The sequence below is a fragment of the Cupriavidus sp. C3SS-1 genome (assembly GCF_057073755.1).
On sequence record NZ_CP172700.1, the window covers coordinates 1689194 to 1701731 of the forward strand.

A 12538-nucleotide genomic window follows, 5' to 3' on the forward strand; every position below is an offset into this window, starting at 1 on the left:
AGATGGATGTGTCGCGTTCACTACCGCACGACCCGTGCCATGTTGAAGACACTCCGGCTCGTCTTGATTTCATTGAGGATTTTCTTCATGGCATCTAAGATGTCCGCTACAAAGACAGAATGTGTCCGCAGTGAGGACACACGCGGAGACAACCCATGTCCTCAACAGCAACACAAGGGACAACCTCAGCCGCCCGTGCGCTTGGCGCCGTGGTTCGCGGTTCGGATGGTGTACGTGTCGCAGCGGTCGGCGTCTGTGCCGACTCCGCCACGGCCGATGCCGCCGAGACCGCCTGTGACCGGGCCACGGATCGTGCTCATGGCCGCCGGTTGTTTCCGGTGGACGCAGGGGAGCACCGCTACATCGGCCTGTGCCTGGAGGACGGCGGCAATCAGTTGATCCTGCTGCACCGCGCGGACACGCACGCGGTGCTGTTCGACTTCCTTGGCACGGTGCCTTTCGCCAGCGCGATCCTCGACCACTTCCTGACCGACCCCTACCAGGCCATCACCGTGGCAGACCGGGACGGCCGCGTGCGCTTCATCAGTCCCGTACACGAGAAGTTCCTGGGTCTGGACGCCGGTGAAGGCATCGGGCGCCCGGCCGCCAGGGTCATCCCGAATTCGCGGCTGCCGCAGGTGGCGGCGAGCGGCAAGGCGGAGATCGGGCAGCTGCAGCAGATGAACGGCATCACGCGCGTGGTCAACCGCATTCCGATCCGGCAGGACGGCGAGGTGGTCGGGGCCATCGGCCAGGTCCTGTTCAAGGGTCCGGAGGCCATGGTCCGCATGCACGACGAGCTGTCCGAACTGCGCTCGCAGGTCGCACGCTATCAGCGCGAACTGGACGGCCTGCGCGACACGCAGCCGGCGCTGGGCCTGATCGGCGAAAGCGCGCCGATGCAGCGCCTGCGCCGCGAGATCCAGACCGTGGCACGGCTCGACGTGCCGGTGCTGATCCTCGGCGAAAGCGGCACGGGCAAGGAGCTCGTGGCAAACGCCATCCACGGTGCCGGACGCGAACCGGTGGGCGAACGCCCGCTGGTCAGCCTCAACCTGGCGGCGCTGCCCGCCACGCTGATCGAATCAGAACTGTTCGGCCACGCGCCCGGCGCCTTCACCGGAAGCCATCGCCAGGGACAGGCCGGCAAGCTCGAACTCGCGGCCGGCGGCACTGTTTTCCTCGATGAGGTCGCGGACATCCCGATGGAGATGCAGGTCAAGCTGCTGCGCGTGCTGGAAGACCATATGGTCGAACGTCTCGGCAGCCGCCGCGCGCAGCGGGTGGATTTCCGGCTGATCTCGGCCACCAATCGCGATGTGCCCGCGCTGATCGATGCGGGACGGTTCCGTCTCGATCTTTACTATCGGCTCAGCGGCGTGGTGCTGCGCATTCCTGCGCTACGCCAGCGGCGAGAGGACATTCCCGCGTTGCTACAGCATTTCGTCAGCGCGTTCTGCGCGCGCAACGGCGTGCCTTTGCCGAAGATCGATCTCGATGTGGCGCGGCATCTCGCGGGCCAGCCCTGGCCCGGCAACGTGCGTCAGTTGCGCCAGCGCATCGAGGAAGCGCTGGTGTTCTGCGACGGCCGCACGCTGCGCGTCGTGGATTTTGCGCGCGGCGAAGCGGCGCGCGGGCTGGCGGGTGTGGAGAGCGATGCGGCGGTGCACCCGCTGGCGCGGGCGTATCCGCATGAAGATGCTGACGCAATTGGCGTGCCTGCCTCAGCGGCGACGTTGCCGGTGAACGAGGCGGCTGGGGGCATGAGCGAGCTTGCCTATGCGGCTGTGGTTGACGCGATTGCGCGCCATGGCGGCAACAAGAAGCGTGCCGCCGAGCAACTGCGGATCTCGCGCTCGCATCTGTACAAGATTCTGGAGCGCGGGCCGGGGCGGTGAAGGCTGACGGGTTTCTCCCCTCTCCCACTGCGTGGGAGAGGGGAGCAAACATACGGGTATTTTGAGGGTGTTGGTAATGACACCCCCAACACCCCTTACTCGACCGCGATCCCCTTCTCGCGGATCACCTTGCCCCACTTGGCGTAATCCTGGCGGATACGCTGCCCCATCTGCGCCGGATTCTGATAGCTGGCGATAGCGCCGGCCTTCAGCAGCTTGTCCTGGACATCCTTGTCCGCCAGGATCTTGCCGACTTCGGTCGAGACGCGGTCCACGATGTCCTTCGGCGTACCCGGAGGCGCCAACAGGCCGCCCCACGACACCGCGTCATAGCCCTTGAAGCCCTGCTCGGCGATCGTCTTGACGTCCGGCAGCATGGCCACGCGCTGCGGCGAACCGACCGCGATGGCGCGCAGCTTGCCGGCCTGGATATGCGGCAGCGCGGCGACGAGGTCGGCGTACATGATCGGCACCTGGCCGCCGATGGTGTCGCTGATCGCGGGCACGCCGCCCTTGTACGGCACGTGCTGCATCTCGAAGCCGCCCATCTGCTTGAGCAGTTCCATGCTCAGGTGGCCGAAGCTGCCGGCGCCCGAGCTGGTGTAGTTGAGCTTGCCGGGCTGGGCCTTGGCTTGCGCGATCAGCTTCGACAGGTCGGTCACGTTGGGCAGCAGCGTGGGATTCACCACGACCACGATGGGCAGGTCATAGACCGTGGCCACCGGCGTGAAGTCCTTGGTGGTGTCGTAGCCGGCCTTCTTGTACAGGTACGGGGCCAGCAGCGTCGGCGTGGCCAGCATCATGAACGTGTAGCCATCGGCAGGGCTCTTGGCCACCTGCGCGGCCGCGATGGATCCCGATGCGCCGGCGCGGTTCTCCACGATCACGGGCTGCTTCAGGGCCTCGCCCAGCTTCAGGCCGACGATGCGCGACGCGGTGTCCGTCGGGCCGCCCGGCGGGAACGGCACGACGAGCTTGATCGGCTTGGCCGGCCACGCCTGCGCGAACGCGCTGCTGATCAGCAGCGGCGCTGCGGCCAGTGCCAGGATGACACGACGGCGGGAATGGACCATACGGGTGAGATGTTGAATGCGCACTTTGTTCTTCCAGTTTGAGTCAGTGCAAGGTCTCCATTGGGCCCCCTTGCCAGGCCTGGATCGCGCCGACGCTCATGACGTCCACGCGGCCCGAGTGATCAGGCGTTGCCCGGTGCTTCCGGCAGCGTCAGCACGCCGCGCGCCTGCAAGTCCTGCAGTTGCGCGTCGCTCAGCTGCAGCAGGTTCTGCAGCACGGCGCGCGTGCCTTCGCCCAGCGTGGGCGGCGCGCTGCGGATCGGCAAGCGCTGGCCGTCGATGCGGTACGGCGGCGCGAACACATGCGTGCTGCCCGCCACCGGATGCGGCATGTCGCGCAGCAGGCCGCCCTGGCGGGTCCGCTCGCTGGTCAGCGCCTCGTGCAGGCCGGCCACCTTGCCGCACGGGATGCCGCAGGCCGTCATGCGTTCGAGCAGCAGGTCGCGCGCAAAGCTGCGGATCAGGCCGGTGATCAACGGGGTCAGCGTCTCGCGGTTCCTCGCCCGCTCGACATTGGTCGCGTAGCGCGGATCCTCGACGATGTCCGGGCGATCGATCACCTGGCGGCAGAACTTGTCGAACTGGCTGTTGTTGCCTACGGCGATGATCAGCGGGCCGTCGGCGGACTCGAACATGCCGTATGGCACGATGGACGGATGGGCATTGCCGTAGCGCGCCGGGTCGCGCCCAAGCAGCATGGCATCCAGGCCGTAGTAGCCGGTGACCATCAGGCCACAGTCATACAGCGCCATCTCGATGAGCTGGCCCTTGCCCTTGCGCTCGCGGCGGAAGAGCGCCGCCAGCACGGCCTGGGCGGCGTACATGCCGGTCATGAGGTCCACCACGGCCACGCCGAACTTCAGCGGCGGCGTGTCGGCTTCTCCGTTGAGCGCCATCAGGCCGGCCTCGCCCTGGATCACCAGGTCGTAGCCGGGGCGCTTGGCCTCGGGGCCGCTGCTGTTGTAGCCGGACACCGCGCAATAGATCAGCTCGGGCTTGATTGCCTTGAGCTGCTCATAGCCCAGGCCCAGCTTCTCGGCGCCGCCGGTCTTGAAGTTGTGGATGACCACGTCGAACTGCGGCAGCAGGTCGTAGACGATCTGCACGCCTTCCTTGCTCTGCAGGTCCAGCGTGATGGACCGCTTGTTGCGGTTCATGCTGTTGAAGTACGTGGTCTCGGTCTTGCCGATGCGCATGCCCCAGTCGCGCGTGTCGTCGCCGCGGCCCGGGTGTTCGACCTTGACTACCTCGGCGCCGAAGTCGGCCAGGACCTGGCCGCACAGCGGCCCCGCGAATACGCGCGACAGGTCCAGCACACGGACCCCTTCCAGCGGGAAGTCGATGCCCTGGGATTGTTCCGTCGTAGTTTGCATTGCTCGTCTCCATGGGCTGCGACGTGGCAGGGTTGGCCGCGTCGCAATGAACTACAGTGGCCAGCCCGGGGCTCAGCGCGCCTGGTTCAGGCTGGCGAAATCCTTGCCTTCCGACACCAGCTTTTCCAGCAGCGGCGCGGGCTTCCAGAACAGCGGGTCTTCCTTGGCGAAGGTCCGGATATCTTCCAGGATCTTCGGCAGGCCGACCATGTCGGCGTACTGCATCGGGCCGCCGCGGAAACGCGGGAAGCCGTAGCCGGACAGGAACGTCACGTCGACGTCGAGCGGACGCAGCGCGATGCCCTCTTCCACCACCTTGGCGCCTTCGTTGACCATCGCTGCCATATAGCGGCGCATGATTTCTTCGGCCGTGAACTTGCGCGGCACGATGCCCTTCTTCTGGCGCTCGGCATCGACGATGGCGAGCACTTCCGGATCGGGCTGGCCGACGCGCGCGCCTTGCGGGTAGAGGTAGAAACCGCGGCCGGTCTTCTGGCCGAACCAGCCGCGCTCGCAGATGCGGTCGGCAACCTCGACGTAGCGCGCCTTCGGGTCGCGCGTGGCGGCGCGGCGCTTGCGCGTGGCCCAGCCGATATCGCCGCCGGCCAGGTCGGTCACCTGGAACGGGCCCATCGGATAGCCGAAGCCGCGCACGGCCTCGTCGATCTCGTAGGGGCTCGCCCCGTCTTCCATGATGTAGTCGGCGGCCTGCTTGTAGACCGCCAGGATGCGGTTGCCGATAAAGCCGTCGCACACGCCCGCGCGCACCGGGATCTTCTTCATGCGCTTGGCCAGTTCGAACGCGGTCACCACCACGTCGGGGCTGACCTTGGCCGGCACCACGATCTCCAGCAGCTTCATGATGTTGGCCGGGCTGAAGAAGTGCAGGCCGATCACGTCCTGCGGGCGCGAGATGCTGCCCGCAATCGCGTCGATATCGAGATACGAGGTATTGGTGGCCAGCACAGCGCCCGGCTTGCACACGCGGTCCAGCTCCTGGAACACGGCCTTCTTGACTTCGATGTCCTCGAACACAGCCTCGATCACCAGGTCAACGTCGGCAATCGCTTCATACGACGTGCTGGGCGTGTAGCGCGACAGGATCGCGGCCTTGCCTTCCTCGGTCATGCGGCCCTTGGCGATCAGGCCGTTGTAGACCTTCTCGACATTGGCCTGGCCGCGCGCGATGGATTCCGCGTCGCGCTCGATCATCACCACCGGCAGGCCGGCGTCAAGCGCGGCCACGGTGATGCCAGCACCCATGGTGCCGCCACCGATCACGGCGACGCGGTTAAGCGCGCGCGGCGCGGCGCTTCGCGCTTCGGGCACCTTGGCGGTTTCGCGTTCGGCAAAGAACGCGTGGACCAGGCCCGCGCGCTGCGGGCTGTTCAGGCATTCGACAAACAGCGCACGCTCGCGCGCCACGCCCTCGTCGAACGGCAGTTCCACGGCGGCGCGCACGCATTCGATGATCTTCAGCGGCGAGAACAGGCCGCGGCTCTTCTTCGCGGTCTCGGCCTGCAGGGCGTCAAGGTCAGCCAGCGCGGCGGCCTTGTCGGCAACGGCCAGGTCGCGCGTGCGGCGCGGCGCGGCGCCCTGCTCGAGAAGTTCGTTGGCATAGGCCAGGCCGGCGGCCACGGGATCATCTCCTTCAGCAAGGCGATCGACCAGGCCGGCGGCCTGCGCGGCCTTGGCCGACAGGTGCTTGCCGCTGAGCATCAGTTCGGCGGCGGCCTTGGCGCCCATCAGCCGCGGCGCGCGCTGCGTGCCGCCGGCACCGGGCAGCAGGCCCAGGTTGACTTCGGGCAGCCCGAGCTTGGCACCCGGCAACGCCAGGCGATAGTGCGCCGACATGGCGACTTCCAGCCCGCCGCCGAGCGCCGGGCCATGGATGGCGGCAACCACCAGCTTGCCGCTCGCTTCGATCTGATTGCAGACCTCGGGCAGCGACGGCGGCATCGGCGGCTTGCCGAATTCGCGGATATCCGCCCCGGCGATGAAGGCCTTGCCTTCGCCCACGACCAGCACGGCACGCACGCCGGCATCGGCTTGCGCCTGCTCTATGGCCTGCTTCAGGCCCTGGCGCACCGCCACGCCCAGCGCGTTGACCGGCGGATTGCACAGGCTGATCACCTGCACGTCGCCGTGGCGAACCGCGCGGACGACGGAAGCTTCGTTGGTCATGGTTGTCTCCGGTTGAGGTCAACCCGGCATTTTGCCTCGATAAACTGGCTATACAATCCCAATGGTCATTGACAAAATGTCAAATACAATTTGACGTCACGAGTTTTGCCCATGGAGTGGCGCCCCCGCCTCGCCTCAACGACTGGCCCGGAGTTTCAACGGGCAAAATTTTTCCGCGACGCAGAATGACGGGCCTTGCGGCTTGGCCTATAACCGCTCCCACAGGTTTCATTTCACGAAAACCTGACAGGAGACAACCCGGCGTGAGCACTCCCAGCACTTCACTGCAGAAGGCCTGCCGCCTTTTGCGCGCGCTGACCGATGCCCGTAACAGCCGCCTGACCGACCTTGCCAACGCCGCCGGCGTCGACAAGGCATCGGCATTGCGCCTGCTGGAGACACTGGTGGCAGAAGGCCTGGTGGAACGCGACCCTGCCACCAAGGCATTCACACCGGGCCCGGAATGGCTGACGATGCATGCCACCACCGTGCAGCGCACCGACCTGCGCCCGCTGGTCCGGCCAGCGCTGATCCGGCTGGCGAACGCATTCCAGGATACTGCCATCCTGTCCGTGCCCAGCGGCTGCGAGTCGGTCTGCATCGAACTGCGGCTGGGCACCTTCCCGATCCGCGCGAATTACCTGGAGATCGGCAGCCGCCGGCCCCTGGGCATCGGCGCCGGCAGCCTGGCGCTGCTGGCTGCCCTGCCCGACGCGGAGGTCGAGGCCGTGCTCGACGGCATCGCGCCGGCCATGCGCCGCTATCCGCGTTTCAGCCGTCCGATGCTGCTCGGCCATATCGAGGCCACGCGCGAACGCGGCTACGCGGTGCTGCTGGACGTGGTGGTCGAGCGCATGGGCGGGATCGCCATCGCGCTACCCGGCCCCGACGGCTATCCGCTTGGCGCCATCAGCATCGCCGCGCTCAATGAACGCATCAGCGACCGCGAAGCCGCCATGGCGCGCGCGCTGCGGCGCGAGGCCGAAGCCATCCGGCAGAACTGGCGCCCGCTCACGAGCGCCGTCCCCGCTACCGAACAACAACGGCCGGCCGCCCGGCCACGCGCCCGAGAGGAGGCATGACATGCGCTGGAAGCAACGTCCGCAAGGTTCCAACTGGGGGGATTTCGGGCCCGACGATCAGTTGGGCCGCATCAACCTGATCGGCCCCGAGCAAGTCGTGAAGGGGGCGCGCGAGGTGCAGGCTGGCCGCAGCTTCTGCCTGTCGCTGCCGCTCGACTACCCGGGCGGCAACAAGCTCAACCCGCGCCGCCACGCGCCGGTGCTGCGGCCAACGTTCCGCGACGATATTCCTTACGTGAACTTTCCGCTGGCAAAGGTCGATCCGGCCGCCATCGACGTGCTCAGCGACGACCAGGTGCTGATGTGCCTGCAGTACAGCACGCAATGGGATTCGCTCGCGCACGTGGGCGCGCTGTTCGATGCCGATGGCGACGGCCGGCCCGAACGCGTCTACTACAACGGCTACCGCGCCAACGAGCATATCGTCGGCCCGATGGACTATGCCGAGGACGACCACTTCGCGGCCCACCCGTGCGGCCACGGCCACGACCACAGCGCGGCGCAGGCGCTGGGCATCGAGAACTTCGCGGTCAGCGGCATGCAGGGCCGCGGCGTGCTGGTGGACCTGGCGCACATCTTCGGCATGGATTTCCGCAACGTCGGTTACGACGACCTGATGCGTGCCATGGACGCAACCAAGGCCGGGGTCGAGCCCGGCGACATGCTGCTGCTGCGCACCGGCTTTGCCGAAATCGTGCTGTCGATGCAGCGCGAGCCCGACGAAGCGGTGCTGCACCACAGCTGCTGCGCGCTGGACGGGCGCGACGAGAAGCTGCTGCGATGGATCACCGATAGCGGCATCGCGGCGCTGGTCGCCGACAACTATGCCGTCGAGCGCTACCCTGCCCGCCCCGCGCCCGATGGCGACAAGCATCACCCGCTGCTGCCGCTGCACCACCACTGCCTGTTCAAGCTGGGCCTGCCGCTGGGCGAGCTGTGGTACCTGCGCGAACTGGCCGACTGGCTGCGCGCCAATGGCCGCACGCGCTTCCAGCTCACCGCCCCGCCGCTACGCTTGCCCGGCGCGGTAGGTTCGCCGGTAACGCCCATCGCCACGGTTTGACCGCATCACACGACATCGTACGACACGCACGACAAGCCAGGGAGACCCCATGAAGCAACGCCATTCGATGTTCCGCAAGGCCGCCGGCACGCTCGCCGTGGCCGCCGCGCTTGCCTGCGCCGGCGCGCAGGCCCAGCCAAAGGCCGCGATCTCCGACGACGTGGTCAAGATCGGCATGCTGCTCGACATGAGCGGCCTGTACGCCGATGTCACCGGCCGCGGCAGCGCCACTGCGGCGCAGATGGCCATTGACGACTTCGGCGGCAACGTGCTGGGCAAGAAGATCGAACTGGTGGTGGTCGATCACCAGAACAAGGCCGACATCGCCGCCAACAAGGCGCGCGAATGGTTCGACACCGGCCATGTCGATGCCATCCTCGACGTGGCGGCCTCCGCGCCGGCGCTGGCCGTGCTGGACGTGGCCAAGCAGAAGAACCATATCGTGGTGTTCTCCGGCCCGGGCAGCGAGCGCATCACCAACGACCTGTGCACGCCGGTGTCGGTGCATTACGCCTACGACACCTATGCGCTTGCCAACACCACCGCGCGCGCCATGGTGCAGCGTGGCGGCAAGACCTGGTTCTTCCTCACGGCCGATTACGCCTTTGGCCACACGCTGCAGGAATCGGCCACCGCCGTGATCAACGAAACCGGCGGCAAGGTGCTGGGCGCCGCGCGCCACCCCATCGGCGCGAGCGACTTTGCGTCCTACCTGCTGCAGGCGCAGGCCAGCAAGGCGCAGGTGGTAGGCCTGGCCAATGCGGGCGGCGACACCGTCAACGCGATCAAGGCCGCCTCGGAATTCGGCCTGACCCGCAACGGCGCGCAGCGCATGGCCGGCCTGCTGCTGTACATCAACGACATCCATGCGATCGGCCTGAAGACGGCGGCCGGGCTGGTGCTGACCGAGGCCTTCTACTGGGACATGAACGACGCCACACGGGCCTGGTCGCGGCGCTACTTCGAGAAGTTGAAGAAGATGCCGAACATGAGCCAGGCCGGCGCCTATTCGTCGGTCATGCACTACCTGAAAGCCGTGCAGGCCGCCGGCACCGACGAAACCGCCGCAGTCATGAAGAAGATGAAGTCGATGCCGATCAACGACTTCTTTGCGAAGAACGGCCGCATCCGCGAAGACGGCCGCATGATCCATGACATGTACCTGTTCGAGGTGAAGAGTCCGGCCGAGTCCAAGTATCCGTGGGACTACTACAAGGTGCTGGCGACGGTGCCGGGCGACCAGGCCTTCATGCCGGTGTCGAAGTCGCAATGCCCGCTGCTCAAGCGTTGATATGGCGCGCAAAGGCTTCATACGCGGCACCGGCAATACGCGCTTCGGCCGCATTGAGGGCAGCACTCCACTGACGCTGATGGCGCAGGCCGCCGATGTCGCGCTGGCCGACAGCGGGCTGGCACGCGCGGACATCGACGGCGTGCTGTGCGGTTACGCCACCACGCTGCCGCACCTGATGCTGGCCGACCGCTTCTGCGAGTTCGCCTCGCTCACGCCCGCCTACGCGCACGGCGTGGCCGCGGGCGGGGCCACCGGCGGCGTGATGGCGATGCTCGCGCATGAGCTGGTGCGCGCCGGCCGCTGCCGCCACGTGCTCGTCGTGGCCGGCGAAAACCGCCTCAGCGGCCAGAGCCGCGACCAGTCGATCCAGACGCTGGCGCAGGTCGGCGAACCGCACGTCGAGGTGCCCAACGGCGCTTCGGTGCCGGCCTACTACGCGTTGCTGGCCTCGCGCTACCTGCATGAAGCTGGCATGGATGCCGATGCGCTGTCGGGCTTTGCCGTGCTGATGCGCGAACACGCCGCAAGCCACCCCGATGCGCACTTGCGCGAACCGCTGTCGCTGGCTGACGCGCGTGCAGCGCGCGCGATCGCCACGCCGCTGCGCCTGTCGGATTGCTGCCCGATCTCCGACGGCGCGGTCGCCGTGGTCGTGTCCGCCGAGCCTGGACCCGGCACGCCGGTGCGCATCGCGGGCGCGGGGCAAGCGCATCGGCACCAGCATCTGAGCGCCATCGACGATGTCATGCTGACCGGCGCCGCCGACGCTGCGCGGCGCGCGTTTGCCGAGGCAGGCGGCGGCGTGGAGAGCATCGACTACCTCGCGATCTACGACTCGTTCACCATCACGCTGGTCATGTTGCTGGAAGAACTTGGCCTGGCCGAACGCGGGCAAGCGCAGGCGCGGCTGCGTGCGGGCGATTTCGGTGGCGGCGGCCCGCTGGCGCTCAATACGCACGGCGGCTTGCTGGCCTTCGGGCACTCGGGCGTGGCCGGTGGCCTGATGCACCTGGCCGAAGCCGCGCGGCAGCTCGCCGGCCGTGCCGGCGAGCACCAGGCCGGCACGCGCCGGCGCGCATTGTTCCATGCCGATGGCGGTGTGCTGTCATCCCACGTCAGCTTGGTACTGGAGGCCTTGCCATGACCCATCCCTACACAGCGGGCCTCGATGCCGGCGTGGTGCGCTACCAGTGCTGCGACGACTGCGGCGCATGGCAGCCGCTGGAGCGCCATGCATGCCGTGCCTGCGGCGGGCTGCACCTGCGCTGGCGCGATGCCGGGGGACTGGCGACAGTCCACGCCGTGACCGAGATCAGCCGTGCGCCAGACGAAGCGTTCCGTGCGCTAGCGCCTTACACGCTGGTGCTGGCCACGCTCGACGAAGGCCCGCGCGTGATGGGCCATGCCGAGCCCGGCGTAGCGATCGGCGAGCGGGTGCGGGCCGGCTTCCTGCGCTTCGGCGAAGGCACGCTGCTGCGTTTCCGGCGCGAATAGCGAACCAGCGCCGCCTCTGGCGCCTTGCCGGCAGCGCCTGTCCGTCCCGGCCGGCATCCACAACCGGAGTGACCTTTGGCACCGAATCGATCCCGGCGGCACACGCTCGCCCTGATTTCCTGTATGGCCCTGTCCGCCACGGCCTTGCCGGCCGCGCAGGCACAGTCGTTCCCCAACAAGCCGATCCGGCTGGTGGTGCCCTATCCGCCGGGCGGGCCGACCGATATCGTCGCCCGCGTGGTCGGACAGAAGCTGTCCGAGAAGCTGGGCCAGCCGCTGGTGGTGGAGAACCGCCCCGGCGCCGGCGGCAATATCGGCGCCGAAGCCGTGGCCAAGGCCGCGCCTGACGGCTACACGCTGCTGGTCGCCACGACCGCGCACGCCATCAACATGACGCTGTTCAGCAAGCCCGGCTACGACACGCGCAAGGACTTCGCGCCGGTCAGCCTGCTCACGCAGGGCCCGCTGGTGCTGGTGACCGCACCGGCCACCCCCGCCACCAGCGTGGCCGAGCTGATCGCGCTGGCCAAAGCCCGGCCGGGACAGGTCACGTTTGCCAGTTCCGGCAACGGCCAGTCCACCCATCTCGCCGCGGAATTGTTCAACAGCATGGCGGGCATCCACATGACGCACGTGCCTTACAAGGGCAGCGCCCCCGCGCTGACCGACGTGATGGGTGGCCAGGCCACCGTGATGTTCGACACCATGCTGTCGGCCATGCCGTTCGTGCGCGACGGCAAGCTCAAGGCGCTCGCCATCACGGGCGCCACGCGCTCGCCGGCCGCGCCCGACACGCCGACCATCGCGCAGGCCGGCCTGCCCGGCTACGAGGCCAGCGCATGGAACGCGCTGCTGGCCCCGGCCGGCACGCCGCCCGCTGTCCTGGGCGCGCTCAACGGCGCGCTCAAGGCCGTCCTGCAGGACCCGGACGTGCGCGCGCGCTTCGCCACGCAGGGCTTCGCCGCCGAATGGACCGATTCCCCGGCCACCGTCCGCTTTATCGGGCAGGAAATCGACAAGTGGGCCAGGGTCGTGAAGACCTCGGGCGCCACGATCGACTGATCTCTCTCAACTCGC

At 67.7% G+C, this 12538-nt stretch carries 10 protein-coding genes; 7 read left to right on the forward strand and 3 right to left on the reverse strand.

Going from position 1 to position 12538, the window contains the following annotated elements; translation table 11 throughout:
* Positions 1-155: 155 nt before the first annotated feature.
* Positions 156-1898 (forward strand): sigma-54 interaction domain-containing protein, encoded by a 1743-nt coding sequence (locus tag ACIGJC_RS23845; protein ID WP_483711870.1) that lies wholly within the window; start codon positions 156-158, stop codon positions 1896-1898.
* A gap of 95 nt (positions 1899-1993) precedes the next feature.
* On the opposite strand, the gene ACIGJC_RS23850 is transcribed toward ACIGJC_RS23845, so the two are convergent.
* From ACIGJC_RS23850 to ACIGJC_RS23860, 3 genes are all read right to left on the reverse strand, one after another.
* A complete protein-coding gene (locus ACIGJC_RS23850) occupies positions 1994-2971 on the reverse strand; it encodes a Bug family tripartite tricarboxylate transporter substrate binding protein (protein ID WP_483711871.1) in 978 nt (325 codons plus the stop codon).
* 122 nt (positions 2972-3093) lie between these two features.
* Entirely contained in the window at positions 3094-4344 is a 1251-nt protein-coding gene (locus ACIGJC_RS23855) for a CaiB/BaiF CoA transferase family protein (protein ID WP_483711872.1), read from the reverse strand.
* Between the two features lie 72 nt (positions 4345-4416).
* Positions 4417-6528 (reverse strand): 3-hydroxyacyl-CoA dehydrogenase NAD-binding domain-containing protein, encoded by a 2112-nt coding sequence (locus tag ACIGJC_RS23860; RefSeq protein WP_483711873.1) that lies wholly within the window; start codon positions 6526-6528, stop codon positions 4417-4419.
* 263 nt (positions 6529-6791) lie between these two features.
* Between ACIGJC_RS23860 and ACIGJC_RS23865 the strand changes: the two genes are divergently transcribed.
* The 6 genes from ACIGJC_RS23865 to ACIGJC_RS23890 all read left to right on the forward strand — a co-directional run bounded on the left by ACIGJC_RS23865 (position 6792) and on the right by ACIGJC_RS23890 (position 12523).
* Complete coding sequence (locus ACIGJC_RS23865; protein WP_483711874.1) at positions 6792-7610, forward strand: IclR family transcriptional regulator; 819 nt, start codon at positions 6792-6794, stop codon at positions 7608-7610.
* Position 7611: 1 nt separating this feature from the next.
* Positions 7612-8673, forward strand: a complete 1062-nt coding sequence (locus tag ACIGJC_RS23870) for a cyclase family protein (RefSeq protein ID WP_483711875.1) — start codon at positions 7612-7614, stop codon at positions 8671-8673.
* Between the two features lie 49 nt (positions 8674-8722).
* Complete coding sequence (locus ACIGJC_RS23875) at positions 8723-9964, forward strand: ABC transporter substrate-binding protein (RefSeq protein WP_483711876.1); 1242 nt, start codon at positions 8723-8725, stop codon at positions 9962-9964.
* Position 9965: 1 nt separating this feature from the next.
* Entirely contained in the window at positions 9966-11111 is a 1146-nt protein-coding gene (locus ACIGJC_RS23880; protein ID WP_483711877.1) for a thiolase family protein, read from the forward strand.
* Entirely contained in the window at positions 11108-11461 is a 354-nt protein-coding gene (locus ACIGJC_RS23885) for a Zn-ribbon domain-containing OB-fold protein (RefSeq protein ID WP_483711878.1), read from the forward strand. Before ACIGJC_RS23880 ends, ACIGJC_RS23885 begins: the two co-directional genes overlap by 4 nt.
* 123 nt (positions 11462-11584) lie before the next feature.
* Complete coding sequence (locus ACIGJC_RS23890; protein ID WP_483711879.1) at positions 11585-12523, forward strand: tripartite tricarboxylate transporter substrate binding protein; 939 nt, start codon at positions 11585-11587, stop codon at positions 12521-12523.
* Positions 12524-12538 lie beyond the last annotated feature (15 nt).

What these genes read in the sequence shown, in the direction of transcription:
- ACIGJC_RS23845 (WP_483711870.1), top strand. Translation starts at nt 156, where the DNA reads ATGTCCTCAACAGCAACACAAGGGACAACCTCAGCCGCCCGTGCGCTT.
- ACIGJC_RS23850 (WP_483711871.1), bottom strand. Translation starts at nt 2,971, where the DNA reads ATGGTCCATTCCCGCCGTCGTGTCATCCTGGCACTGGCCGCAGCGCCG.
- ACIGJC_RS23855 (WP_483711872.1), bottom strand. Translation starts at nt 4,344, where the DNA reads ATGCAAACTACGACGGAACAATCCCAGGGCATCGACTTCCCGCTGGAA.
- ACIGJC_RS23860 (WP_483711873.1), bottom strand. Translation starts at nt 6,528, where the DNA reads ATGACCAACGAAGCTTCCGTCGTCCGCGCGGTTCGCCACGGCGACGTG.
- ACIGJC_RS23870 (WP_483711875.1), top strand. Translation starts at nt 7,612, where the DNA reads ATGCGCTGGAAGCAACGTCCGCAAGGTTCCAACTGGGGGGATTTCGGG.
- ACIGJC_RS23875 (WP_483711876.1), top strand. Translation starts at nt 8,723, where the DNA reads ATGAAGCAACGCCATTCGATGTTCCGCAAGGCCGCCGGCACGCTCGCC.
- ACIGJC_RS23880 (WP_483711877.1), top strand. Translation starts at nt 9,966, where the DNA reads ATGGCGCGCAAAGGCTTCATACGCGGCACCGGCAATACGCGCTTCGGC.
- ACIGJC_RS23885 (WP_483711878.1), top strand. Translation starts at nt 11,108, where the DNA reads ATGACCCATCCCTACACAGCGGGCCTCGATGCCGGCGTGGTGCGCTAC.
- ACIGJC_RS23890 (WP_483711879.1), top strand. Translation starts at nt 11,585, where the DNA reads ATGGCCCTGTCCGCCACGGCCTTGCCGGCCGCGCAGGCACAGTCGTTC.